Source organism: Mesorhizobium alhagi CCNWXJ12-2 (assembly GCF_000236565.1).
GTDB classification, from domain to species: Bacteria; Pseudomonadota; Alphaproteobacteria; order Rhizobiales; family Rhizobiaceae; genus Allomesorhizobium; species Allomesorhizobium alhagi.
In genome coordinates this window covers 1-24,134 of record NZ_AHAM01000136.1, presented here as the reverse complement: position 1 = coordinate 24,134, position 24,134 = coordinate 1, and the positions used below count along the sequence as shown (strand labels likewise).

Here is a 24,134-nt window from a genome sequence, read left to right as displayed (position 1 = left end):
AATACCTCTCTAGCGAGGCTCTGCATTATGCGCATACTGATCCCAATCAAGGCAAGATGGCCGAGCGAAACGGCGTCACAGGGAGGAACCAAAGGCATCGCGGCGCTCGTGCAACCGCCAGTTTCGGTGCTTTGATTTTACCCTGCCTATCATAATTCATTCTATGAGCAGAGACGAGGACGGCGTGAGCAGCTTCAAGATCGCTATCATCGGAGCCGGCAGCGTCGGCTTCACCAAGAAACTCTTCACGGATATTCTCTGCGTGCCGGAGTTCAGCGACGTCGAATTCGCGCTCACCGACGTGAGCGAGCATAATCTCGGCATGATCAAGACGATCCTCGACAAGATCGTCGAGGCTAACAGGCTGCCTACCCGTGTCACCGCCACCACGGATCGCCGCAAGGCGATCGAGGGTGCTCGCTACATCATCAGCTGCGTGCGCGTTGGTGGGCTCGACGCCTACGCCGACGATATCCGCATTCCGCTCAAATACGGCGTCGACCAGTGCGTCGGCGATACGATCTGCGCCGGCGGCATTCTCTACGGCCAGCGCAACATCCCGGTCATTCTGGATTTCTGCAGGGATATCCGCGAGCTCGCCGAGCCGGGTGCGAAATTCCTGAACTATGCCAACCCGATGGCGATGAACACCTGGGCGGCGATCGAGTACGGCAAGGTCGATACCGTCGGCCTTTGCCACGGTGTCCAGCACGGGGCCGAGCAGATAGCCGAGATACTTGGCGCGCAGCAAGGTGAGCTCGACTATATCTGCTCCGGCATCAACCACCAGACCTGGTTCGTCGACCTTCGCGTCAAGGGCCGCAAGATCGGCAGGGATGAACTCGTCGCCGCCTTCGAGGCGCATCCGGTCTTTTCGCGGCAGGAGAAGCTCAGGATCGACGTGTTGAAGCGCTTCGGCGTCTATTCGACCGAAAGCAACGGCCACCTGTCCGAATATCTGCCCTGGTACCGCAAGCGGCCGGAGGAGACTGCCAAGTGGATCGACATGTCGGACTGGATCCATGGCGAAACCGGCGGTTATCTGCGCTATTCGACCGAAACCCGGAACTGGTTCGAAACCGAGTTCCCGCAATTCCTCGAAGATGCGGGAAAGCCGGTCGATCCGGCGCGCCGCTCGAACGAGCACGCCAGCCACATCCTGGAGGCGCTTGAAACCGGGCGGGTCTATCGCGGGCACTTCAACGTCAAGAACGACGGCGTCATCACTAACCTGCCGCCCGACGCCATCATTGAATCGCCCGGTTTCGTCGATCGCTTCGGCATCAACATGGTGGCCGGCATCACGCTTCCGGAAGCCTGCGCTGCGACCTGCATTTCGTCGATCAACGTCCAGCGCATGTCGGTCCACGCGGCGATCTCCGGCGATATCGATCTCCTGAAACTGGCCGTCCTACACGATCCGCTGGTCGGCGCGATCTGCACGCCGGAAGAGGTCTGGCAGATGGTCGACGAGATGGTGGTGGCGCAGGCCGAGTGGCTGCCGCAATACGCCCATGCGATCGAGGGCGCCAAGGAACGGCTGAGCCGCGCGACGGTAAAAACGCGGGAATGGAAGGGCGTCGCCCGCCGCGAGGTTCGCTCGATCGAAGAAATCAGGGCCGAAAAGGAAGCCATGAAGTTGCGCGCGGCTGGCTGAGTCCTGGCTGCGACAAGCCAATGTTCCGGAAAACCGGATGGGCCGTGTCGCACCTCGGCGAACGCGCCCGGGCAGCACATCCAGGAAAGCGGAATACCGCTTCGTTCGATGCTTGTTGGAGGAGAGCCATGCCATCGCGGCAGGCCTGAAGCATAAGGGAGAAACCAGGACAATGAACATTTCTTGCCGAATGAAAACCGCTGCCGCGCTTCTGCTTGGCATCTCGGCGTTCACCATCCATGCCTCGGCCTCCGAGCCGACCATCGTGCCCGAACAACCGCCGTTTCCGGCGCAAGGCAAGATCACTTACGTGCCGCGCGACTCGATCCTCGAGTTCAAGACGTTGCCGGAATATCGCGAGCCGGAATGGGTCACCGAAAAGTTCGTAAAGACCGGAAAGTTGCCGCCGGTCGCCGAACGGCTGCCGAAGGAACCGATGGTCTTCAAGACCGGCAACATGCCGGATGGTATCGGCGTCTATGGCGACACGATGCGCCACGTCGTCGGCGGCCGGCCGGAAGGCTGGAACTACAGCGCCGGGCAGACGCAAGGCTGGGGCGGCATCGACATCGCAATGTTCGAATGCCTGACGCGCACCGCGCCGCTGTTCCAGGTCGATGCCAAGGATGTCGAGCCGCTGCCCAATCTTGCCAAGAGCTGGGAGTGGTCGGAAGACGGCCACACGCTGACGATGAAGTTGGTCGAAGGCGCAAAGTGGTCGGACGGAGACCCGTTCGATGCCGATGACGTGATGTTCTACTGGGACGACAATGTCGTCGACCCGAACGTCTCGCCGTTGAACGGCGCGACGCCGGAAACGTTTGGTGAAGGCACGACCCTGAAGGCGATCGACAAGTACACGGTCGAATGGACCTTCAAGGATGCGTTTCCGCGCCAGCATCTCTATACGATGGCCTACGGTACTTTCTGTCCGGGACCGTCCCATGTCCTGAAGACCAAGCATCCGAAATACAACAAGGACATGACCTACAATCAATACAAGAACGGCTTCCCGCCGGAATACCTGAATACGCCAGTGATGGGCGCCTGGGTGCCGGTCGAATACCGCTCAGACGACATCATCGTGCTGCGGCGCAACCCGTATTACTGGAAGGTCGACGAGGCCGGCAACCAACTGCCGTATCTCAATGAAATTCACTACAAGCTGTCGACCTGGGCCGACCGCGACGTGCAGGCGATCGCCGGTTCAGGCGATATCTCGAACCTGGAACAGCCTGAAAACTTCGTGGAATCGCTGAAGCGCGCCGCACAGGAAACGGCTCCCGCGCGGCTGGCCTTCGGCGCCCGCCTGATCGGCTATAATCTGCGCATGAACTTCTCCGCCAATGGCTGGGGCGAGCCGGACGAGCGGGCAAAGGCCGTGCGCGAACTCAATCGTAACGGCGATTTCCGCAAAGCCGTGACGATGGCCATCGATCGCAAGAAACTCGGCGAATCCCTCGTCAAGGGGCCCTTCACCGCGATCTATCCCGGCGGCATTTCCTCGGGAACGGCCTTCTACGACCGCGCCTCGACGATCTACTATCCGTTCGATCTTGAAGGCGCCAAGGCGCTGCTCGAGAAGGTCGGGCTGAAGGACACGGACGGCAATGGCGTCGTCAACTTCCCTGCCGGAACAGCAGGCGGCTCCGACGTGCAGATCGTGCTCCTCGTCAATTCCGACTACAGCACCGACCGCAATCTCGCGGAGGGTCTGGTCGGCCAGATGGAACAGCTAGGCCTGAAGGTGACGATCAACGCCGTCGACGGTGTAAAGCGCGACAACACGCAATATGCCGGCCGCTTCGACTGGCTTGTCCGCCGCAACGACCAGGAACTGACATCGGTGGTGCAGAATACGACCCAGCTTGCGCCGACCGGCCCGCGCACGAGTTGGCACCACCGGGCGGGAACGGACGGCACGGTCGATCTGATGCCTTTCGAGCAGGAGATGGTGGATATCGTCAACAAGTTCATCGCCAGCAACGACAATGACGAGCGGGCCGAACTGATGAAGCAGTTTCAGAAGGTCTCGACGACCAACCTCGATACGATCGGCCTGACCGAATACCCGGGCGCGCTCATCATCAACAAGCGCTTCTCCAACATTCCGGAGGGAACGCCGATCTTCATGTTCAACTGGGCCGAGGACACGATCATCCGCGAACGGGTGTTCGTCGCCGCCGACAAGCAGGGCGACTATGAACTGTTCCCCGAACAGCTTCCCGGCAAGCCTGGCGAAAGCGGCCCGATGAACTGACCGCAGTCGATTTCCCCTCCGGCGGGCATCCGCAGGAGGGGAGGCTCCGAACTTGAATCGTGGAGATACCGCGCCTCGTGAGGGAGGGCATCGCCACGAGCCACAAGAGAAGCAAACACGATCATGTTCAGATTTCTGCTTGTGCGTATCGCGTCGGCGGTTCCGGTCCTCTTCGTCCTGAGCGTCGTGACATTCGCGATCATCCAGGCACCGCCGGGCGACTACAGCGACTACATCCGCTCGCAACTGATCAACCAGGGCGGCGCGTCCTTCGAGGAGGCCGACGCCCAGGCGCAGGCCTACAAGGTCGCCCACGGGCTCGATAAGCCCTTGCCCGTCCAGTACGTCAATTGGATCACCGGCATCGTCACCCGCGGCGATTTTGGCCACAGCCTGTTCTACAACAAGCCGGTCGCCGATGTGGTCGGCGAGCGATTGCCCCGTACACTGGCGCTGGCGCTTGTCTGCCATATCCTGGCATCGGTGATCGGCATCACCTTCGGCGTTCTGGCGGCGACCCGGCAATATTCCTGGGTGGACAGCCTGCTGTCGGGGATCTCGTTTCTCGGAATGACGGTGCCGCGCTTCCTGATGGCGCTGATCATCGTCTATGTCCTGGTGTTCCACTTCAACGTCACGGAAATCAACAGCTTCCATTCCGCGCGTTATGGCGGGGCGCCCTGGTCGTGGGGCAAGTTCGTCGATCTGGTCAAGCATGTCTGGCCGGTGATCGCGATCGCCACGTTTGGCGGGCTTGCCTACAACATGCGTGTCATGCGGGGCAATCTTCTCGATACGCTGAACGCCCAATATGTCGAAACGGCGCGGGCCAAGGGCTTGAGCGAGCGCACCGTGGTCATGCGCCACGCCGTGCCGAACGCGCTGCATCCGCTCGTCATGTACCAGGGCGTCGTGATGCCCTACATGCTGACCGGCGAGATCGAGACCGCGATCATCTTCGCCCTGCCGACGGTCGGCCCGGCCATCGTCGGCTCGATGTGGGTCGGCGACGTCTATGTCACGGCGACCTTCATGCTGGTTCTGTCGGTGACCTTGATCGTCGGCAACATCATCGCCGACATGCTGCTCGTAGCGCTCGACCCGCGAATCCGCCTTGGGGGAGGGGCCGACGCATGAAAGCCGACGTCCAACCCGTAGTCTCCGCCTCCGTGCCGCCGGCCAAAGGCGATGGCAACGAAACCTATACCGCGCTTGTCTGGCGCCGCCTCAAGCGATCCTGGACCGGCATGGCCGGCCTGATCCTCGTCTGCCTCCTAGTGATCATGACGATATTCGCGGAGTTCTTCGCACCCGTCGATCCGAAGCTGACCGGCGTCGGTTTCGCGCCGCCACAGACCATCAGCATGACGGATCGGGACGGGAATTTCGTCTTTCCGCCGCGGACGTATCCGATCCGCGAAACGGATGAGTTGGACCCCATCACGTTCCAGCCGATCGTCGGTCCCGACTATGAAAACCCGCAGACGTTGGGCTTTTTCGTCAAAGGATTCGAGTACAGGCTTTTCGGCCTGATCCCGGCGCAGCGGCATTTCTTCGGCGACACCAACGGAACACCGGTCAATTTCCTCGGCACCGACAAATTCGGTCGCGATGTGCTGTCTCGCATCATCTACGGCTCGCGCATTTCGCTGATGATCGCGCTCACCGTCGTCTTCATCATCACGGTCGTCGGCACGACGGTCGGCATGGTGTCCGGATATTTCGGCGGAAGGCTCGATGCATGGGTGCAGCGCTTCGTCGAACTGGTGCTCGCCTTTCCGCAACTGCCGCTTTATCTGGCGCTCACCTCGCTGATCCCGGTGACGGCGCCGACCAACGTCTTCCTGGCCTTCGTCATCTTCGTAATGTCGGCGCTCGGCTGGGCGCAGATGTCCCGCGAGGTCCGCGGCAAGACGCTGGCGCTGGCGCGGATCGACTATGTGCGAGCGGCGATGGCGATCGGCGCAACCGACCGCCGCATCATCTTCCAGCACATTTTCCCGAACGTCATGAGCCACGTCATCGTCGCGGTGACGCTGGCGATCCCCAATGTCGTGCTGCTTGAATCCTTCCTCGGCTTCCTCGGTTTTGCGGTGAAGCCGCCGCTGATCTCCTGGGGGCTGATGCTGCAGGATACAGCGACCTATTCCGTCATCGGGTCCTATCCCTGGATCCTCGCCCCCGTGGGTTTCGTGCTGGTCACCGTCTTTGCGTTCAATGCGCTGGGCGATGGTCTTCGCGATGCCGTCGATCCTTATTGAGGAGTCCGAGATCATGGCTCTGACGGAAAAAATTTCGATGGCGCCCGCCGAACGCTGCGACCATGCGGCGAGGACCGGCAGCCCGATCATCGACGCCCGCAACGTCGCGGTGACCTTCAAGGTGGAAGGCGGAACGGTCGACGCGGTCAAGGACGTGTCGTTTCAGCTTTACCGCGGCGAGACCATCGCCGTGGTCGGAGAATCCGGTTCCGGCAAGTCGGTGACGGCGCGTACGGTCATGGGCCTGCTCACCAAGCGGGCGACGGTCGCCGGGCATTCGCGGATCGAATATGACGGCAAAAACGTGCTGAAATTCTCCGACCGGCAGCGCCGGGCGCTGCGCGGCGACCGCATTTCGATGATTTTCCAGGAGCCGATGAGCTCGCTCAATCCGGTCTACACGGTCGGCGCGCAGATCATCGAGGCGATCCGCGTCCATCAGAAGATGAGCCGCAAGCAAGCCGGCGAGCGTACGCTGGAGCTGTTGCGGCAGGTGCAGATTCCGGATCCCGAAAGCCGCTTCAACCAGTATCCGCACCAGCTTTCCGGCGGTCAGCGCCAGCGCGTCATGATCGCCATGGCGCTCGCCAACAATCCGGACGTGCTCATCGCCGACGAACCAACGACGGCGCTCGACGTCACGGTGCAGGCGCAAATCCTCAATCTCATTCGCGACCTGCAGCAGAGGCTCGGCATGGCGGTGATCCTGATCACCCATGATCTGACCGTCGTTCGCCAGTTTTCCGACTACGTCTATGTCATGAGCCAGGGCGAGGTGAAGGAGCACAACACCACCGAAGAGCTCTTCAAAAACCCGCAGCATCCCTATACGCGCCATCTTTTGGCGTCCGAACCCAAGGGCATGGCCAATCCGCCGCCGGTGGACTCCGCCGTCATTCTGGAGGGCAGCAACGTGCGGGTGTCGTTCATGCTGAAGCATGGCGGCTTTTTCAAACCGCGGCTCAAGGAACTGGTCGCCGTAGACAGCCTCAGCCTTAAGCTTCACCGGCACGAAACGTTGGGGCTGGTCGGCGAATCCGGGTCCGGCAAGACAACGTTCGGGCAGGCGCTGGTGAAACTCCTGACAGCCGACGGCGGCGAAATCTTCTTCGACGGTGAACCGATCCACGCCAGGACACGTGACCAGATGCGGCCGCTCAGATCACGCATGCAGGTTGTCTTCCAGGATCCGTTTTCCTCACTCAATCCGCGCATGTCGGTCGGCCAGATCATCGAGGAAGGGCTGATCGTCAACAGGCTCGGCGACAACAAGAGCGATCGGCTGGAGCGCGTGCAGCAGGCGTTAGTGAGCGCCGGGCTTCCGCACAATATCCTCTCGCGCTTCCCGCACGAGTTTTCAGGCGGCCAGCGCCAGCGCATCGCCATTGCACGGGCCATCGCGCTCGAGCCGGAATTCATCCTGCTCGACGAGCCGACCTCGGCGCTCGATCTCTCCGTTCAGGCCCAGATCATCGACCTCTTGCGCAAGCTGCAGGACGAGCGCGGCCTGAGCTACCTTTTCATCTCCCACGATCTGAAAGTCGTGCGTGCGCTCTGCCATCGGGTGGCGGTGATGCAGCACGGCAAGATTGTCGAGGAGGGGCCGGTCGACGAGGTGCTTTCCCATCCCAGGACCGCCTACACCGAACGGCTCGTCAAGGCTGCGTTCGACGTAGCCGCATAAATCGCAGACAAGAGGCGCAATTCATGACGAGACAACCCAAGATCACGTTCATCGGGGCCGGTTCCACCGTCTTCATGAAGAACATCATCGGCGACGTGCTGCAGCGGCCGTCCCTTTCCGGCGCGACGATCGCTCTGATGGATCTCAATCCGCAGCGCCTCGAAGAGAGCGAGATCGTCGCCGGAAAGCTGGTGAAGACGCTGGGCGCGACGGCGAAGATCGAGACGCATACCAGCCAGCGCAAGGCCCTGGCAGGCGCGGATTTCGTCGTCGTCGCCTTCCAGATCGGCGGCTACGAGCCCTGCACGGTTACCGATTTCGAGGTGCCGAAGAAATACGGCCTGCGCCAGACGATCGCCGATACGCTCGGCGTCGGCGGCATCATGCGGGGTTTGCGCACGGTGCCGCATCTCTGGAAAATTTGCGAGGACATGACGGCCATCTGCCCCGACGCCATCCTCCTGCAATACGTCAACCCGATGGCGATCAACACCTGGGCGATCGCGGAAAAGTATCCGCTCATCAAGCAGGTCGGCCTCTGCCATTCGGTGCAGGGAACGGCTTTCGAACTCGCCCGCGACCTCGAAATCCCGCTCAAGGAAATCCGCTACCGCGCCGCCGGCATCAACCACATGGCGTTCTACCTGAAATTCGAGCAACGGCAGGCCGATGGCAGCTATCGCGACCTCTATCCGGATCTGGTGCGCGGCTACCGCGAGGGACGTTTCCCGAAACCGAGCCACTGGAATCCGCGCTGTCCCAACAAGGTGCGCTACGAAATGCTGACCCGGCTCGGCTATTTCGTCACGGAAAGCTCGGAGCATTTCGCCGAATACACGCCCTACTTCATCAAGGACGGCAGGCCCGACCTGATCGAGAAATTCGGCATTCCGCTCGACGAATATCCCAAGCGCTGCGTCGAGCAGATCGAGCGCTGGAAGGGGCAGGCGGCCGCCTACCGGAGCGCCGAAACAATCGAGGTCGAGGAAAGCCACGAATATGCCTCCTCGATCATGAATTCGGTCTGGACCGACGAGCCCTCGGTCATCTACGGCAACGTCCGCAATAATGGTTGCATCACCTCGCTGCCGGAGAATTGCGCGGCCGAGGTGCCATGCCTGGTCGATGCCTCCGGCATCCAGCCGACCTTCATCGGCGCCCTGCCGCCGCAACTGACGGCGCTCATCCGCACCAACATCAACGTGCAAGAGCTAACGGTGCAGGCGCTGATGACGCAAAACCGCGAGCATCTCTACCACGCGGCGATGATGGACCCGCATACGGCCGCCGAGCTCGATCTCGAACAGATATGGTCGCTCGTTGACGACCTGCTCGCCGCGCACCGCGACTGGATTCCGGAATGGGCGCGGGTCCCGAAAAAAGTGCAGGCAGCGTGAGCCGTGTGGCTACGCATCTCCGTATCGCGCGGCGGTGCAGGTCAGGGCTCAGCCGGCGAACGCCGGCTGAGTTTTGGGGAATGGTCTGAAGGTCAAGGCGATCAGGAAAGCGCCGATGCCGATGCCCCAGGAGCCGATATAGAGCCACGCATAGCTGTCGAACGTGTCGTAGATCAGCCCCCCGGTCAGCGGGCCGGTCGCCATGCCCAGGCTGCCGGCCATGGCCGTGCCGCCGATGACGGTGCCCATCATCCGCAGCGGAAAGTTTTCGCGCGCGATGACCGCGTATAAAGGCATCACGCCGGCGTAGATAAAGCCGACCAGCGCCGCCACGGCGTAGAATGGGCCGAGTTGGCTCACGAAGACGTAGCCCAGAACGCCGAACGCCTGCAGGAACAGTCCCCAAACGAGAGTGCGCTTGGCGCCGAACCGGTCGCCGAGCAGGCCGAAAGCAATGCGGCCGCCCATGCCCGCCAGACCTTCCACGCTGTAGATCGAGACCGCTGCAACCATCGGGATGCCGCAGGTGATGGCGTAGCTCACCGTATGGAAGATCGGGCCCGAATGCGTGGCGCAGCAGAAGAAGTTGGTCACGAGCAGGATGATGAACTGCGGCGATTTGATCGCCTGCCCGACGGACATATCGGATTGCGGCTCTCCATCCGGAGAAACGAGCGCGTTCTGGCCTTCGAGAGCCGGCGGACGGCGCACCAGAAGTGAGACAGGTATCATCACCGCCGCGACGAGGGCGGCGATAATCAGAAGGGAGGTTCTCCAGTCGTAGAGGGTCACCAGCCATGCCGCCAGGGGAGCCATGGTCATTGGTGCCATTCCCATGCCTGCGGAAACGAGGGACACGGCAAGGCTGCGGTGCGTGTCGAACCAGCCTGTGACGCAGGCCATCATCGGCGCGAAGATCGCTGCGGTGGCGCCGCCGACAGCCAGGCCGAAGACAAGTTGAAACTCGACGAGCGACGTCGCCCGGCTCGCCAGAGCCAGCGCCGCCGCCAGAACGACCGATCCGGTCAGCACCACGGCGCGAGGGCCCCAGCGATCCGACAGGCTGCCCCAGGCCATGCTCCCCAGCGCCATCGCGAGGAAGCCGATGGTCATCGCGCTGGAAACGCCGGTGACGGACCAGCCGGTGTCCCGCGAGATCGGCAGGAGAAAAACGGGCAGCGAAAACATCGCGCCTATCGCGACGCAGCCCAGAAGGCCGCCTGCTGCGACAATCACCCAACGGTAGGAAAGACCCATGTCAGTTTGCTCCTCACGATCAGAGACTGGTCAGTCGGCGTCGGTTTCCTGCATTTTGCCGCTGTCCATGCCCTAAGACGTTTCGGACGCATCGAATTCTACAACGGTGCTCGAATTTTTTGCCGTCATCTGCGTTCGGGATCGCATGGGACTCCCGAACGCACAATTGCGCGACCGGATGGGGTCTGAACGCGCACTTTGTTCAGTCGGTCATCCGTTGCGGTAGAGAAAATAACGGCCTTCGCGCGCGCCTGCAGGAAGCGGCAGCGGCCGCGTCCCTGCCAATTCGAGCGGCATGTCCGAGAGCACGATGGCCTGCGGGGCCAGCACTGCCGGCAGCCGCCGGCTGAGCACGGCGCGCATGGCTATGTTGCGCTCCTCATCATAGGTACCCATGTCGGCATGAGCCAATATCACCTGTCGGGGGAAGCGGTGTGCCGAAGCCGTCAGGGTGTCGTCAATGTCACCGAGGATCAGCCGGCCGTCGGGCGGGGTGCAGTCGTCGAAGCAGTCGATCTCGCGGTCGAGCACGTAGATGTCGCGGTCCGGCAGATGGGTGCGCAAATGGTCGTAGGTGCGGCCATGACCGAGCCCCATCTCGAATACGATTCCTGGAAGTCCGGTGATCTCGCCGAACGCCCAGCCCAGGCAGGCATACTGCGCTTCGAGCCTGAACAGCAATTTGTCGAGCCGCGTCAACTGGTTCATTGTGCTTCCGGATTAGTTTGCATGGCCGGAACCATGACCACGAGATTCGGTTCCGCTCAAGCGCAAAGCTGCGAAATTGTCGACGGCGCGCAGACCAGCCTATCGGGCCAGGTGAATAACGAAACCGGCCGCGCCAAAAAGCGTGACCAAAATGAGGTCGGCTGCCCAGTACAGTTTCAGCGCCTTGCGTATATCCAATGCGTTTGCTTCCCGCCGCCCGCTTTCGCCCATCATCGCGTCTTCGACGGTGACGCCGCCATAGACGCGAGGGCCCGCCAAAGCGAGCCCGAGCGCACCGGCCATCGCCGCTTCCGGCCAGCCGGCGTTTGGTGAGCGGTGCTTTCTCGCGTCGCGCCACACGGTCCGCCACGCGGATGCGGCACTGGCGCCTGGCACTAAAAACGCCGCGGTGACGACGAGCAGCGCCGTGAGACGGGAGGCCGGCAGGTTGATGAGATCGTCGAAGCGCGCCGCAGCCCAGCCGAATGCTTCGTGGCGGGGCGTGCGGTGGCCGATCATCGAATCGGCGGTGTTGGCGGCCTTGTAGCCTACGCCGCCCGCCAGCCCGCCGAGAGCCAGCCAGAACGCCGGCGCAACGATGCCGTCGGAAAAATTCTCGGCCAGGCTTTCGATGGCGGCGCGGCTGATGCCCGCTTCGTCGAGGCGCTCGGGATCGCGGCCGACGATGCGCGACACGGCGCCTCGTCCGGCTAAAAGCCCGCCCTGATCGAGCGCATCCGCCACTGCCTTGACGTGGCTGGCGAGGCTCCTTTGCGCTATGAGGCTGCTGGCCAGGATGGCGGTGACAAGGATGCCGACCCAACTCGCCCCGAGGGCTGTTTGAATGCCATAAGCCAGCCCAGCCGGGATGCCGACCAGCACCACCAGCGTCATACAGCCCGAAAAGCGGCGGAAATTGTCGGAGGCGGCGGCGCTGTTCAGCTTGCGATCGAGGAAAGAAATAAGATTGCCGATCCAGATCACCGGATGGCCGATTGCGCGCACGAGACGGTCGGGGTAACCGATGGCGAGTTCGACGAGAAGCGACAGGAAGGCGGTAAGGACGAACATGGCGCTTCTGGAAAGGGAAAAAGGGGCGGCAGTTACCGATCACGGCGGAAGCCTTGGCCGGGCGCGAGCGCTTTTTCCGCAGGCGCCGGAGCCTTGGGTGGATCTTTCGACCGGGATCAATCCGCACTCGTATCCGCTTTTCGAGCTGCCCGCCACCGCCTTGTCGCGGTTGCCTGAACCTGCGCGGGTCCGCGACCTCAACGCGGTCGCAGCGGCTGCCTACGGCTCGCCGTCGGCGCTCAACATGGCCGCCGCGCCGGGCACCCAGATATTGCTGCCGCGCGTGGCGTCTCTGGTTGCGCCGGGCAGGGCGCTGGTGCTGGGGCCAACCTATGCCGAACACGCCCGCGCGGCGGCGCTCGCGGGTCATTCGGTGAGCGAAGTCAGTGATGTCTTCGCACTGGCCGGCGCGGACCTCGCCATCATCGTTAATCCGAACAACCCGGACGGGCGGGTGGTGGAGCGTGAAACGCTGCTCGATCTCGCCTGTACGCTGCATGACAAAGGCGGCCTGCTGGTCGTCGACGAAGCCTTCATGGATGTCGGGCCACGCGAGCATAGCGTTGCTGGCGATGTTGGGCAGGGCGGTCTCGTCGTGCTCAAATCCTTCGGCAAGTTCTTCGGGCTGGCCGGACTACGCCTCGGTTTCGCCATCGCGGCGGAACCTGTCGCGCAGCGTCTGGAGGCGGAATTCGGGCCGTGGGCGGTGGCGGGGCCCGCGCTGGAGTACGGCGTCAGGGCGCTCGGCGATCATGCCTGGCAGGACGAAATGCGCAAACGGCTGCAAAGCGAGGCTGCTCGGCTGGATGTGATGCTCCACCACTTCCATATACAGGTGACCGGCGGCACAGCGCTGTTTCGCTATGTTGAAATCGCCGATGCGTCCGAACTGTTCGCATGGCTCGGTGCGCATGGCATACTGATCCGGAATTTCAGCTGGAGCGCGACCGCCCTGCGCTTCGGGCTCCCGGGCGGCGAAGCGGAATGGATACGGCTGGAGCGGGCGCTGCAAGGCTGGGCGCAACAGCGCGTTTCGGACCATAGGAAAGCAATCTCATGATCTACGTCTGTCCATTGTCGAAGGTCGGCGAGACAGTTAACGCGACCGGCGCGGTCAGGCTGATTTCGCTGCTTGCTGCCGGTACCGAAATGACGCGCCCGGAGACGATTTCGCAACAGCACCACCTCCTGCTTTCAATGCACGACATCGCCGAGGAGCGGGATGGCATGACGCTGCCCGGCGAAGCCCACATTCAGAGCCTGCTCGATTTCGCCGGCAAATGGGACCGCTCCCGCCCGCTGGTGGTCAATTGCTATGCCGGCATCAGCCGCTCGACGGCGTCGGCTTACATCATTGCCGCGGCTCTTTCGCCCAAGCGTGACGAAGCTGAACTCGCCAACACTTTGCGCGCCGTGTCGCCGTCGGCCACGCCGAACCCACGTTTGATCGTGTTGGCCGACCAGATCCTCGGTCGCAGCGGCCGGATGACCGAGGCGATCGCGGCTATCGGGCGCGGCGCAGACGCCTTCGAGGGCACGCCCTTCGCACTCAGGATCGACGGTTAGAACCGCAGCGGCGCTTCACGCCAGCCAGTCAGCCAGCTTGGCCTTGCGGATATCCTGCAGCAGCCGGACAAATCCTTCGGCCTGATGCGCGGCGGTCAAACGGCCCTTTTCCGCCGTGGCGATGGCGGCATTGCCGACCACTCCGTGCGGGTTCAAATCGCTGGCTATCCAGGCGAAGGCATGGGTGCCTGTGTGGCGCAGCAGCTCGAATTCCTGCTCGGCACGGGCGACGCCCGAAACGAAGTTCTCCGCCTTCGTCATGTCGACCAGATCCGGCCGGAAATGCAGCATCAGCGAGGTCTCGACATCGCCGCCATGGATGCCGTGCCGGTCCTCCAGTTCGGGATACATGCCGTCGGGTCGGCCGAAGCGCTGCCAGCTCGTCTTGACCGCCAGCATCTTGAACGCCACGCGCAGTTCGCGCGCGACGATGCCCATGATCTCCTCGTTGCCGCCATGCGAGTTGACGAACACGATCTTTCTCACGCCTGCCCGCGCCACCGATGTGCCAAGGTCGGCCCAGGACTGGATGGCGGCGAGCGGCGTGAGCGTCAGCGTGCCGGGCGCGTGCAGGTGCTCGTTGGATTTGCCGACCGCCTGCACCGGCAGGATGCGCACATCCAGATCAACCGGCAGCCTTTCGATGACCGCTTCCAGCATGCCCTGCATGATGGTCGTATCGGTCGAAACCGGCAGATGCGGGCCGTGCTGCTCGATCGCTGCCACCGGCAACACCGCGATCGTTACTTCCGGATCGATGGAGGCGTATTCGGTCGTCGGGAAGTCGCCCCACCAGACCCGTCTGTTCTGTTTCGCCACGTCGGACCTCTTCATGAACCGGAATTGTTCAGCCTGAATATTTCAGAGCGGCGCATTTTGTAAGAGGGCGCATTTTCGCGCCGGCATTTCCGAATTGATACGCCGCCCTATCTAACCGGCCGGTCCTTTGCATCAGGAGGCAAGAATGCTGATCATCTGGCTCGGCGCGCTGCTCTTCGTGATCGGAATTGTACTTCTGGCGGGGCAGGCCATCTACCGCGGACGCATGAGCGAACCCGGGCCGGCGGGGCTGGGTTCGCGCAACACGCTCGAGCCAGCGCATCGTGGCGTCCGCTTCATGGGTCTCGGGTCGAACTGGCCGGGTCTCGTTCTGGTCGCGCTTGGCGCAATCCTGCTGATCTTCGGCGGCTATTTCTAGCCAGCCGCGATGGCTTCTATCTCGACCTTGAATTCCGGCCGCGCGAAGCCGGAGACGATCATCAGCGTCGAGGCCGGGGCCGGATCGGCAAACAGCTTGTCGCGCACGTCCATATAGGCCCTGAGATAGGCACGGTCGGTGACGTAGGCGTTGATCCGGACAACATTTGAGAGCTCGAGGCCCGCTTCGCCGAGAATGGCGGCGATATTTGCGAAACAGAGGTTCGCCTGCTCGCCCGGATCGTCCGGCACCAGGTCGTCAGGCCTGATGCCGAGTTGCCCCGAACACAGGACCAGCCGCTTCCCCGCCGGCACTTCGACACCGTGGCTGTAGCGCGCGAATGGCGGTTTGATCGTCTTGGGCGTCAGGAACTTGAACATTGCTCGCTCTCCAAAATTCAAGCCTAAAGCTCAACCGTGCATCGCTTCAAGTTGCCTGGGCAGGCGTCGCGGGCAAGATGGACAGCGGTTTAAAAAATGGGCACGATGCGGCCGCGATCAGCAAGCTAGACGCTCCGGTCCCGCCCAAATGCAGCCATCCGACGCGACGGTTGCGGTGCAAGACCGATGGCACGCGCCTTGCATATCGATCCGTTGGTGTCACAGCCAGGCACTGGAAGCACTGGGCAAACAGGGGTGGTGTTCATGACGAGAAATTTTGCATTTTCCGCAGCCGCGCTTCTTTTAGCCGGCGCGCCGGCCTCCTTCGCGGCCGAGGCCGTCACTTTCCAGACCAACTGGCTCGCCCAGGCTGAGCATGGCGGCTACTACCAGGCGGTCGCCGACGGCACCTATGCCGCCTGCGGGCTCGACGTTACAATCCAGATGGGCGGACCGCAGGTGAGCGGCCGGCCGTTGCTCCTCGCCGGCAAGATCGATTTCTACATGGGCGGCAACATGCTGCAGGCCTTTTCGGCGGTCGAGCAGGAGATTCCGCTCAGGATCGTCGCGGCCTCGTTCCAGAAGGAGCCGCAGGTTTTGATGTCGCATCCGGGGGGGCTCGATACGTGGGAGAGTCTGAAGGACGCCGAGCAGTACATTCTCGGCGACGAGGGTTTCCAGAGCTACTTCCAGTGGATGATCACCGAACTCGGCTACGACGCGGCAAAGCGCGTGCCCTACACGTTCAACCCCGCGCCCTTTATCGCCAATCCGAAATCGGTTCAGCAGGGTTATGTGACCTCCGAGCCCTACGCGGTCGAGAAGGAGGGTGGTTTCAAGCCGAACCTGTTCCTGCTCGCCGATTTCGGCTTCGACACCTACGCCACCACGATCGAGACCATGCAGAAGACGATCGATGAGCGTCCGAAAGTGGTCGAATGCTTCGTGGATGGCTCGGCCAAGGGCTGGTACAATTATCTCTACGGCGACAACAAGGCCGCCAACGAGATGATCAAGAAGGACAATCCCGATATCACCGACGAGCAGATCGCCTTTTCGATCGAGAAGATGAAGGAGTTCGGCATCGTCGATTCCGGTGACACGGAAAAACTGGGGATCGGCGCGATGACCGACGCGCGCATCAAGAGTTTCTACGACAAGATGGTGAAGGCCAAGGTGGTCAAGGGCGGGCTCGACATTTCGAAATCGTACACGCTGGATTTCGTCAACAAGGCCGTCGGCCTCGATCTCAAGAAGTGATCCGGCCGCCGGACGATGCTTCAAAAGGCAGGCGCGGGAATGCGAAATCTGAACGGAAGCGGGTCGCCGCTTCTGGACCTGCGCAATGTAGGCAAGACCTTCTCCAACGGGGTCTCGGCGCTTCGTGATGTCAACCTGACGATCCGGGAGGGCGATTTCCTGAGCCTTCTCGGGCCGTCGGGCTGCGGCAAGTCGACGGCGCTCAGGCTGATCGCCGGGTTGACCACGCCGACCACCGGCGCGCTCGACTGGCACAAGGCGCTGGGCGGCGACTGCACCGGCTTCGTCTTCCAGGAGCCGACATTGCTTCCCTGGGCGAGCGTTTTCGACAATGTCTGGCTGCCGCTCAGGCTGAGGGGCGTCTCGCGGGAGAAGGCCGCGCCCGCAGTTTCGGAGCTTCTCGAGCGGGTTCACCTCACCGGCTTTGAAAACGCGGTGCCGCGCGAGCTTTCCGGCGGCATGAAGATGCGCGTTTCGATCGCGCGCGCTCTGGTGACGAAGCCGCGTCTGCTCTTGATGGACGAACCATTTGCCGCACTCGACGAGATCACCCGCTTCAAGCTCAACGACGACCTGCTGGAACTGTGGCAGGACCAGCGCTTCACTGTCGTCTTCGTCACGCACAGCGTGTTCGAAAGCGTCTTCCTGTCGAACCGCATCGTCATCATGGCCGCCCGTCCGGGCCGCGTGTCCGGCGAAATGACTGTCGACGCTGCCTATCCGAGGGACGAGAAATTCCGCATATCGCCTGAGTACGCTGCGTTCTGCCTGCGCGCGTCGGAGGCGCTCAATGCAGCCATGAATTCGGCAAGTGAGCCCCATGGTCATTGAAACCCTGCCCGCGAGGCTCGACCCGGAAGAAGCCAAGCGCGTGCGCCAGGAAAGGCTGGAGCGCATCGGTAGCTGGCTTCTGCCGCTGCTCATCATGCTCTTCGCCATCTGGCTGTGGGACCGCATCTGCGTCTGGAACGAGATCCCGCGGTACATCCTGCCGCGGCCACATGTGGTGGCGCAGACGCTCTACACGGACGCCGCGCTCCTGTTCGGCTCTCTTCTGGTGACGCTGAAGATCACCTTCCTCAGCCTGCTGCTTGCCGTGATCGGCGGCGTCGGGCTCGCGGTTCTGTTCACCCAGTCGAAGTGGGTGGAGATGTCGTTCTTTCCCTTCGCCATCGTGCTGCAGGTCACGCCGATCGTGGCGATCTTCCCGCTCATCAACATCTATGTCGACAACCAGACTGCCAAGCTCTTACTTTGCTCGTGGATCGTCGCCTTCTTCCCGATCCTGTCCAACACCACGCTCGGGCTGAATTCGGTCGACCGCAATCTGCGCGACCTGTTCCGACTCAACGGCGCGACGCGCTGGCAGAAGCTTCGGCACCTGCGCCTGCCGGCGGCGATGCCGTATTTCCTCGGCGGCCTGAAGATCGCCGGCGGCCTGTCGCTGATCGGCGCGGTGGTCGCCGAATTCGTCGCCGGCTCGTCGGGGCAGTCGTCCGGTCTTGCCTCGCGCATTATCGAGGCCGGCTACCGGCTCAACGCGCCGCGGCTGTTTGCGGCGCTGATCCTCATTTCGCTCACCGGCATCCTGATTTTCCTGGTGCTGTCGCTCGTTTCGCACCTGCTGCTGCGGCGCTGGCACGAAAGCGCGCTGAAGCAGGAGCGGTGATGACTTTCCGGAATTGTTTCTGCTGCCCCTCATCCCCCTGCCGGGACCTTCTCCCCGTGAAGGACGGGGAGAAGGGGGCTGGCCGCAACGCTGGCCACTCCCTCTCCCCGTGCTTACGGGGAGAGGGTAAGGGTGAGGGGCAGTGGTGACGCAAATCCAGTTGCCTCCGAGCGGCTCCTACACGCTCTCCCGCGCCCGCGTTCACACCTCGCTGACGCCGGACCTCGCCGCGCCATTCGACGCTGACGGCTTCGCACTCGCCAACATTTCAGTCGCCGACGGCAGGATTGTCAGCATCGCTCCGTCGGGACACCAACCGCTGTCCGACGGCATCAACCTCGCCGGCCGCATCGTCCTGCCCTGCTTCGTCGACTGCCACACGCACATCGACAAGGGGCATATCTGGCCGCGCAAGCCCAATCCCGACGGCTCCTTCCCTGGCGCGCTGAACGCAACCGGCGAGGACCGTGCGGCGCGCTGGAGCGCCAACGATGTCTCGCGGCGCATGGATTTTGCGCTCCGCTGCGCCTACGCCCACGGCACCAAGGCGCTGTGCACGCATATCGACTCGGTGCCGCCCCAGGAAGAAATATCCTGGCCGGTATTCGAGGAGATGCGCGAGCGCTGGCGAGGGCGGATCGAGCTGCAGGGCGTCTGCCTGTTCGGCATTGAGGGTGCGCGCGATGCAAAATGGTTCGCAGGGCTCGCCAGGCGGGTCGCCGCGGCCGGAGGCGTGCTCGGCACGGTCACCTACATGGTTCCCGATCTCGAGGAATTGCTCGACCGCGTTTTCACGACCGCGATCAAACACGGCCTCGATCTCGATTTCCATGCCGACGAGACCGCTGAAATCTCCGCCGTCTCGCTGAAGAAGATCGCCGAAGCCGCCCTTCGCCATCGCTTCGAGGGCAGGATTCTTGTCGGCCATTGCTGTTCCTTGGCGCGTCAGCCCGACGCCGATGTGCTGGACACGCTGGATAAGGTCGCGCGGGCCGGCATCGCCGTTGTGTCGCTGCCCATGTGTAACCTCTATCTCCAGGACCGCCGGCGGGACGGCACGACCCCGCGCTGGCGCGGGGTGACGCTGCTGCATGAGATGCGTGCGCGCGGCATTCCCGTCGCGGTGGCCTCCGACAACACCCGGGACCCGTTCTACGCCTATGGCGATCTCGACATGCTGGAAGTCTACCGGATGGCGACGCGCATCCTGCATTTCGATCATCCGGTCGGCGACTGGCCGAAGGCGGTAACAACAACACCCGCCGACATCATGCGGTTACATGAGGCCGGAATTCTGGCTCCCGGCGGCCCGGCGGACTTCGTCGTATTCAAGGGCAGGAGTTGGACGGAATTGCTGTCGCGGCCCGAATCGGATCGCATCGTGATCCGCGAGGGCAGGGCGATTGCACGCGACTTGCCAGACTACTCGGAACTCGACGATTTGATGGTGGAATAATGGATATTGCGGCGCTGAGGCGCGAACTCGACGGGCTCAAGGTCGAGGACAACGAAAAGATCGTGCAGCAGAAGAGCCGCGATTTCTACTGGTACAGCCCCCTGCTCAAGCGCGAACTGGAGCATGTGACCGGCGACCTGATCGTCTCGCCGAAAAGCGAGGCTGAGGTAATCCGCGTGCTCGCCGCTTGCCACCGCCTCGGCATTCCGGTAACGCCGCGCGGCGCCGGCACCGGCAATTACGGGCAGGCCATGCCGCTGTCCGGCGGCGTCGTGCTGTCGCTTGCAGAGATGACCGAGGTGAAATCGATCGCTTCCGGCCGCGTCGTCTGCCAGCCGGGTGCGATCATCGCCGACATAGACCGCGCAACGCGCACGCATTCCGGCCAGGAACTGCGCCTTCATCCGTCTACCTACAACACCGCCTCCATAGGCGGCTTCATCGCTGGCGGCTCGGGCGGCGTCGGCTCGATCAATTTCGGCGGGTTGCGCGATTTCGGCAATGTGCTCAGGCTGCGCGTCGTCACCATGGAGGCCGAGCCGCGGGTGCTGGAGCTGACCGGCGAGAACCTGCACAAGGTTACCCACGCCTACGGAACCAACGGCATCATCACCGAAGTCGAGATGCCGCTGACGGCCTCCTACGATTGGGTCGACTTGATCGTCGGCTTCGACACCTTCATGGCCGCCGCACGCTACGGAAACGCGCTCGCCTGCCAGGACGGCATTCTCACCAAACTGATCACGCCGATCGCCGCTCCGGCGCCGTTCGCCTATTTCAAGCGGCATCAGAAGTTCCTCAGAGAAGGCCAGAGCATATGCGTGGTCATGGTCGCGCCGCATGCGCTCGACGCATTCCTGGCGTTCACCCGGCGCGAGGGCGGCGAAATCGTCTACAGCGCCGCGATTGCATCTCCTGAGGACAAAAAGGGGCTGCCGCCGGCCTACGAGCTTGCCTGGAACCACACGACGCTGCGCGCGCTGCGCGTCGATCCCGCGATAACCTATCTGCAGTCGCTGTACCCGTTCCCCAACCAGCTAGCCCTGGTCGAGAATATGGAAAAAATGTTTCCGGGCGAAGTGTTCTCGCATCTGGAATTCGTGCGCTTCGACGGGAATATCACCTGTTTCGGCCTGCCGCTGGTGAAATTCACGACCGAGGAGCGGCTCGACGAGATCATCCGGCTGCACGAGGAGAATGGGTGCCCGATCTTCAACCCGCACCGCTATACGCTGGAGGAGGGCGGCATGAAGCAGACCGATGCTATCCAACTCGCGTTCAAGCGCGAGGCCGATCCGCGAGGTCTGCTCAATCCCGGCAAGATGATCGCCTGGGAAAACCCGGACTACGATTACCGTTCGGAGAAGACTTTTCTGTTCAAGGGGCTGCAAGCGGGATAGCCCATGAACGTCCTCGTGCTTTACGCGCATCCGGTGGAAACCAGCTTCCACGCCACGCTGCACCGGCTCATCGTCGAGAGACTGACCGCCGCTGGCCACAGCGTCGACGATTGCGATCTCTATGCGGAGGATTTCGATCCGCGCATGAGCCGCGCCGAGCGCCTCGGCTATCATGACGGACGCACGCCGGGCGGGGAGGTGGGCCGCTATGTCGATCGGTTGCGCCGCGCCGAGGCGCTAGTGCTCGCCTATCCGGTCTGGAATTACGGCTATCCCGCTATACTGAAAGGCTTTTTCGACCGCGTCTTCCTGCCGGGCGTCTCCTTTACAATGATCGACGGCGAGGCCGTTCCTTCGCTCCACAACATCAGGAAAGTCGCCGCCATAACCACCTATGGCGGAAGCCGGCTCCGTGCGTTCCTGATGAGTGACCCGCCGCGAAAGCTGGTCAACCGGGTGCTGCGCGCCACCGTCAAGCCGGGCGCCAAGGTTTCCTATCTGGCGCACTACTCTATGAACCTATCCACCGAGGAATCGCGAAAAAGCTTCATGACGAAGGTCGCCGCAAAAATGGACCGCCTTTGATGCGGGCGCTGGTCGTCTATTGCCATCCGGTACCGGACAGTTTTTGCGCAGCCGTGCGTGACACGGCGGTTGCGACGCTGACCGCACGCGGCTGGGATGTACGGCTGGTCGATCTCTACGCGGAAGGATTCAACCCGGTTCTGGGCGCCGACGAACGCCGGCATTACCATGACCGCGCGCCAACAGACCCGGCGCTCGCGCCGCATATCGATAACCTCAAATGGGCGGAAGCCATCCTGTTCGTCTACCCGACCTGGTGGTATGGACTGCCGGCGATGCTGAAAGGTTGGCTCGATCGCGTCTGGGCGACCGATGTCGCGTTCAAGCTGCCGGCTGACGGCGGACGCATCGTCTCGCTGGTGCCGCATATCACGCGCCTCGGCGTCGTCACCACCTGCGGCGCGACGTGGCTGATCTCCTTCCTTATGGGCCAGCCGGGCCGCAAGACCATCCTGCGCGGCATGCGCGCGCTATGCGCGAAGGGCTGCCGGACGATTTATCTGGCGCACTACGACATGGATCGCTCGACGGCGGCAAGCCGCGCTGCGTATCTGGAGAAGGTCCGCCGCAGGCTGGAGAAGTTTTGAAGCGGCGAGGCTGCTCTCTTCATCCCGTGAACGGGGAGAGGAGTAAGACCTACACTCTTACCCGTTCCGCCTTCGGATCGTACATCGGCCGCAACGAAGCCTCGGCCGCAAACCGCTCACCGGCAATCTCGATCTCGTATGACGAGCCAAGCACATCCGCCTCGCCTTCGCCCCTGCATGGAACATAGCCGAGGCCGATCGCACCGCCGAGATGGTGGCCATAATTGCCGGAGGTGATCGTGCCGACGATCCTTCCGTCGCGTACAATCGCCTCGTTGTGGAAGAGCAGGGGCTCCGGGTCGGCCAGCCGGAATTGCACGAGCCGGCGTGACAGGCCGGATTCCTTCTTGCGCAGGACAGCATCACGGCCGAGAAAATCGCCCTTGCCGGTCTTAACCGCAAAGCCAAGCCCCGCCTCCAGCACATGGTCCTCGTCGGTGATGTCGTGGCCGAAATGGCGGAATGCCTTTTCGATGCGGCAGGAATCGAGCGTGTGCAGCCCGCAGAGCTTTAGCCCGAACTCGGCGCCGGCCTCGTCGATCGCCTCGAACACATGGGCCGCCTGGTCCGTCGAAACATAAAGCTCCCAGCCGAGTTCGCCGACATAGGTGACTCGATGGGCGCGGGCCAGGCCCATGCCGATCTCGATCTCCTGCCAGGTTCCAAACGGATTTTTCTCATTGGAGAAATCGTTCGGGCTCACCTTCTGAATCAGGTCTCTCGCGTAAGGCCCCATCAGGCAAAGGACACTTTCCGCCGCCGTCACATCGGTGATGACCACGAACTCCTCTGCGAGATGCTTGCGCAGCCATGCCAAATCGCGCTGCAGCGTCGCTCCGGGCACGACGGCCAGGAATGCCGTCTCGGAAAGCCGCGAAACGGTCAGGTCGCTCTCGATGCCGCCACGCTGGTTCAGCATCTGCGTGTAGACGATCCTGCCCGGCGCGACATTTAGGTTGTTGGCGCAGAGCCTTTGCAGGAATGCCAGCGCGTCGCGGCCCTCGATCCTGATCTTGCCGAAAGAAGTCATGTCGAACAGGCCGACATTGTTGCGCACCGCCAGATGCTCTTCGCGCTGGTTGTCGAACCAGTTCTGCCGCTTCCAGGAATAGCGATACTCGCGCTCCTGGCCTTCGCGGGCGAACCAGTTGGCGCGCTCCCATCCGGCGACTTCGCCGAACACTGCGCCGCGCGCCTTCAGATGCTCGTGCAGCGGCGAGCGGCGCACGCCGCGCGACGTTGCAAATTGGCGATAAGGAAAATGGTCGGCATAGAGCAGGCCGAGCGTTTCGGACACGCGCTCCTTCAGATAGCGGCGGTTCTTCTGGAAGGGCTGGGCGCGGCGGATGTCGACTTCCCACAGGTCGAACGGGGCCTCGCCGTCGTTGATCCATTGCGCGAGCGCCATGCCCGCGCCGCCCGACGAGACAATGCCGATCGAATTGTAGCCCGCCGCGACCCAGTAGCCGCCGAGTTCCGGCGCTTCGCCGAGATAATAACGGTCGTCGGGCGTAAAACTCTCCGGGCCGTTGAAGAATGTGTGGATGCCGGCGCTTGCCAGCATCGGCATGCGGTTAACGCCCATCTCCAGGATCGGCTCGAAATGATCCATGTCTTCCGGCAACTGGTCGAAGCAGAAATCTTCGCGAATGCCGTCCATGCCCCAGGGCTTCGCCGCCGGCTCGAAAGCGCCCAGCATCATCTTGCCGGCGTCTTCCTTATAGTAGGCACACTCGTC

22 protein-coding genes are annotated in these 24,134 nt (G+C 62.6%); 16 read left to right on the top strand and 6 right to left on the bottom strand.

Going from position 1 to position 24,134, the window contains the following annotated elements:
* Positions 1–184 precede the first annotated feature (184 nt).
* From melA (MAXJ12_RS16025) to melA (MAXJ12_RS16000), 6 genes are all read left to right on the top strand, one after another.
* Positions 185–1,657 carry an alpha-glucosidase/alpha-galactosidase gene (gene melA, locus MAXJ12_RS16025; RefSeq protein WP_085983959.1) on the top strand — a complete coding sequence of 491 codons (1,473 nt, stop codon included), beginning with the start codon at positions 185–187 and terminating at the stop codon, positions 1,655–1,657.
* A gap of 190 nt (positions 1,658–1,847) precedes the next feature.
* Positions 1,848–3,917 carry an ABC transporter substrate-binding protein gene (locus tag MAXJ12_RS16020; RefSeq protein ID WP_040586459.1) on the top strand — a complete coding sequence of 690 codons (2,070 nt, stop codon included), beginning with the start codon at positions 1,848–1,850 and terminating at the stop codon, positions 3,915–3,917.
* A 123-nt stretch (positions 3,918–4,040) separates the two neighbouring features.
* Positions 4,041–5,054, top strand: coding sequence for an ABC transporter permease (locus MAXJ12_RS16015; RefSeq protein ID WP_008836962.1), 1,014 nt, complete (start codon positions 4,041–4,043; stop codon positions 5,052–5,054).
* A complete protein-coding gene (locus MAXJ12_RS16010) occupies positions 5,051–6,178 on the top strand; it encodes an ABC transporter permease (RefSeq protein WP_008836961.1) in 1,128 nt (375 codons plus the stop codon). Before MAXJ12_RS16015 ends, MAXJ12_RS16010 begins: the two co-directional genes overlap by 4 nt.
* A gap of 13 nt (positions 6,179–6,191) precedes the next feature.
* Positions 6,192–7,862: an ABC transporter ATP-binding protein gene (locus tag MAXJ12_RS16005; protein ID WP_008836960.1), complete on the top strand. Its 1,671-nt coding sequence runs from the start codon at positions 6,192–6,194 to the stop codon at positions 7,860–7,862.
* A gap of 23 nt (positions 7,863–7,885) precedes the next feature.
* Positions 7,886–9,259, top strand: coding sequence for an alpha-glucosidase/alpha-galactosidase (gene melA, locus MAXJ12_RS16000; RefSeq protein ID WP_008836959.1), 1,374 nt, complete (start codon positions 7,886–7,888; stop codon positions 9,257–9,259).
* 48 nt (positions 9,260–9,307) lie between these two features.
* Here the strand turns inward: melA (MAXJ12_RS16000) and MAXJ12_RS15995 are convergent, their stop codons facing one another.
* The 3 genes from MAXJ12_RS15995 to cbiB form a co-directional block, all read right to left on the bottom strand.
* On the bottom strand, positions 9,308–10,516 hold the full coding sequence (locus MAXJ12_RS15995; RefSeq protein ID WP_008836958.1) for an MFS transporter: 1,209 nt from the start codon (positions 10,514–10,516) through the stop codon (positions 9,308–9,310).
* Positions 10,517–10,726: 210 nt separating this feature from the next.
* Positions 10,727–11,224: a class I SAM-dependent methyltransferase gene (locus tag MAXJ12_RS15990; RefSeq protein ID WP_008836957.1), complete on the bottom strand. Its 498-nt coding sequence runs from the start codon at positions 11,222–11,224 to the stop codon at positions 10,727–10,729.
* 99 nt (positions 11,225–11,323) lie between these two features.
* Positions 11,324–12,295 (bottom strand): adenosylcobinamide-phosphate synthase CbiB, encoded by a 972-nt coding sequence (gene cbiB / locus MAXJ12_RS15985; RefSeq protein ID WP_008836956.1) that lies wholly within the window; start codon positions 12,293–12,295, stop codon positions 11,324–11,326.
* On the opposite strand from cbiB, the gene cobD reads away from it, so the two are divergent.
* Both cobD and MAXJ12_RS15975 read left to right on the top strand, forming a co-directional pair.
* Positions 12,294–13,355: a threonine-phosphate decarboxylase CobD gene (gene cobD, locus MAXJ12_RS15980; protein ID WP_008836955.1), complete on the top strand. Its 1,062-nt coding sequence runs from the start codon at positions 12,294–12,296 to the stop codon at positions 13,353–13,355. The two genes, cbiB and cobD, sit on opposite strands and share 2 nt — an antisense overlap.
* Entirely contained in the window at positions 13,352–13,861 is a 510-nt protein-coding gene (locus MAXJ12_RS15975) for a tyrosine phosphatase family protein (protein ID WP_008836954.1), read from the top strand. Before cobD ends, MAXJ12_RS15975 begins: the two co-directional genes overlap by 4 nt.
* A gap of 15 nt (positions 13,862–13,876) precedes the next feature.
* Here the strand turns inward: MAXJ12_RS15975 and MAXJ12_RS15970 are convergent, their stop codons facing one another.
* Positions 13,877–14,695, bottom strand: coding sequence for a creatininase family protein (locus MAXJ12_RS15970; protein WP_008836953.1), 819 nt, complete (start codon positions 14,693–14,695; stop codon positions 13,877–13,879).
* Between the two features lie 130 nt (positions 14,696–14,825).
* On the opposite strand from MAXJ12_RS15970, the gene MAXJ12_RS15965 reads away from it, so the two are divergent.
* Entirely contained in the window at positions 14,826–15,059 is a 234-nt protein-coding gene (locus MAXJ12_RS15965) for a hypothetical protein (RefSeq protein WP_008836952.1), read from the top strand.
* Here MAXJ12_RS15965 and MAXJ12_RS15960 read toward each other — a convergent pair.
* A complete protein-coding gene (locus MAXJ12_RS15960) occupies positions 15,056–15,439 on the bottom strand; it encodes a RidA family protein (RefSeq protein ID WP_008836951.1) in 384 nt (127 codons plus the stop codon). The two genes, MAXJ12_RS15965 and MAXJ12_RS15960, sit on opposite strands and share 4 nt — an antisense overlap.
* A gap of 264 nt (positions 15,440–15,703) precedes the next feature.
* Between MAXJ12_RS15960 and MAXJ12_RS15955 the strand changes: the two genes are divergently transcribed.
* The 7 genes from MAXJ12_RS15955 (at position 15,704) to MAXJ12_RS15925 (ending at position 22,396) form a co-directional block, all read left to right on the top strand.
* Positions 15,704–16,699: an ABC transporter substrate-binding protein gene (locus tag MAXJ12_RS15955; RefSeq protein WP_085983958.1), complete on the top strand. Its 996-nt coding sequence runs from the start codon at positions 15,704–15,706 to the stop codon at positions 16,697–16,699.
* A gap of 15 nt (positions 16,700–16,714) precedes the next feature.
* Positions 16,715–17,530, top strand: a complete 816-nt coding sequence (locus MAXJ12_RS15950; RefSeq protein WP_008836949.1) for an ABC transporter ATP-binding protein — start codon at positions 16,715–16,717, stop codon at positions 17,528–17,530.
* Positions 17,520–18,368: an ABC transporter permease gene (locus tag MAXJ12_RS15945; protein ID WP_008836948.1), complete on the top strand. Its 849-nt coding sequence runs from the start codon at positions 17,520–17,522 to the stop codon at positions 18,366–18,368. The genes MAXJ12_RS15950 and MAXJ12_RS15945 overlap by 11 nt, the downstream gene beginning before the upstream one ends.
* Positions 18,369–18,510: 142 nt before the next feature.
* Complete coding sequence (locus MAXJ12_RS15940) at positions 18,511–19,824, top strand: cytosine deaminase (protein WP_008836947.1); 1,314 nt, start codon at positions 18,511–18,513, stop codon at positions 19,822–19,824.
* Positions 19,824–21,224 (top strand): FAD-binding oxidoreductase, encoded by a 1,401-nt coding sequence (locus MAXJ12_RS15935; RefSeq protein ID WP_008836946.1) that lies wholly within the window; start codon positions 19,824–19,826, stop codon positions 21,222–21,224. The genes MAXJ12_RS15940 and MAXJ12_RS15935 overlap by 1 nt, the downstream gene beginning before the upstream one ends.
* A 3-nt stretch (positions 21,225–21,227) precedes the next feature.
* Positions 21,228–21,809, top strand: a complete 582-nt coding sequence (locus MAXJ12_RS15930; RefSeq protein ID WP_008836945.1) for an NAD(P)H-dependent oxidoreductase — start codon at positions 21,228–21,230, stop codon at positions 21,807–21,809.
* Positions 21,809–22,396, top strand: a complete 588-nt coding sequence (locus MAXJ12_RS15925; protein ID WP_008836944.1) for an NAD(P)H-dependent oxidoreductase — start codon at positions 21,809–21,811, stop codon at positions 22,394–22,396. The genes MAXJ12_RS15930 and MAXJ12_RS15925 overlap by 1 nt, the downstream gene beginning before the upstream one ends.
* A gap of 49 nt (positions 22,397–22,445) precedes the next feature.
* Here MAXJ12_RS15925 and MAXJ12_RS15920 read toward each other — a convergent pair.
* A partial coding sequence (locus MAXJ12_RS15920; RefSeq protein ID WP_008836943.1) for a GcvT family protein occupies positions 22,446–24,134 on the bottom strand: 1,689 nt, incomplete at its 5' end.

Coding starts and splice junctions, on each gene's coding strand:
- MAXJ12_RS16020 (WP_040586459.1), top strand. CDS start 1,848: ATGAAAACCGCTGCCGCGCTTCTGCTTGGCATCTCGGCGTTCACCATC.
- MAXJ12_RS16015 (WP_008836962.1), top strand. CDS start 4,041: ATGTTCAGATTTCTGCTTGTGCGTATCGCGTCGGCGGTTCCGGTCCTC.
- MAXJ12_RS16010 (WP_008836961.1), top strand. CDS start 5,051: ATGAAAGCCGACGTCCAACCCGTAGTCTCCGCCTCCGTGCCGCCGGCC.
- MAXJ12_RS16005 (WP_008836960.1), top strand. CDS start 6,192: ATGGCTCTGACGGAAAAAATTTCGATGGCGCCCGCCGAACGCTGCGAC.
- melA (WP_008836959.1), top strand. CDS start 7,886: ATGACGAGACAACCCAAGATCACGTTCATCGGGGCCGGTTCCACCGTC.
- MAXJ12_RS15995 (WP_008836958.1), bottom strand. CDS start 10,516: ATGGGTCTTTCCTACCGTTGGGTGATTGTCGCAGCAGGCGGCCTTCTG.
- MAXJ12_RS15990 (WP_008836957.1), bottom strand. CDS start 11,224: ATGAACCAGTTGACGCGGCTCGACAAATTGCTGTTCAGGCTCGAAGCG.
- cobD (WP_008836955.1), top strand. CDS start 12,294: ATGGCGCTTCTGGAAAGGGAAAAAGGGGCGGCAGTTACCGATCACGGC.
- cbiB (WP_008836956.1), bottom strand. CDS start 12,295: ATGTTCGTCCTTACCGCCTTCCTGTCGCTTCTCGTCGAACTCGCCATC.
- MAXJ12_RS15975 (WP_008836954.1), top strand. CDS start 13,352: ATGATCTACGTCTGTCCATTGTCGAAGGTCGGCGAGACAGTTAACGCG.
- MAXJ12_RS15970 (WP_008836953.1), bottom strand. CDS start 14,695: ATGAAGAGGTCCGACGTGGCGAAACAGAACAGACGGGTCTGGTGGGGC.
- MAXJ12_RS15965 (WP_008836952.1), top strand. CDS start 14,826: ATGCTGATCATCTGGCTCGGCGCGCTGCTCTTCGTGATCGGAATTGTA.
- MAXJ12_RS15960 (WP_008836951.1), bottom strand. CDS start 15,439: ATGTTCAAGTTCCTGACGCCCAAGACGATCAAACCGCCATTCGCGCGC.
- MAXJ12_RS15955 (WP_085983958.1), top strand. CDS start 15,704: ATGACGAGAAATTTTGCATTTTCCGCAGCCGCGCTTCTTTTAGCCGGC.
- MAXJ12_RS15950 (WP_008836949.1), top strand. CDS start 16,715: ATGCTTCAAAAGGCAGGCGCGGGAATGCGAAATCTGAACGGAAGCGGG.
- MAXJ12_RS15945 (WP_008836948.1), top strand. CDS start 17,520: ATGGTCATTGAAACCCTGCCCGCGAGGCTCGACCCGGAAGAAGCCAAG.
- MAXJ12_RS15935 (WP_008836946.1), top strand. CDS start 19,824: ATGGATATTGCGGCGCTGAGGCGCGAACTCGACGGGCTCAAGGTCGAG.
- MAXJ12_RS15930 (WP_008836945.1), top strand. CDS start 21,228: ATGAACGTCCTCGTGCTTTACGCGCATCCGGTGGAAACCAGCTTCCAC.
- MAXJ12_RS15925 (WP_008836944.1), top strand. CDS start 21,809: ATGCGGGCGCTGGTCGTCTATTGCCATCCGGTACCGGACAGTTTTTGC.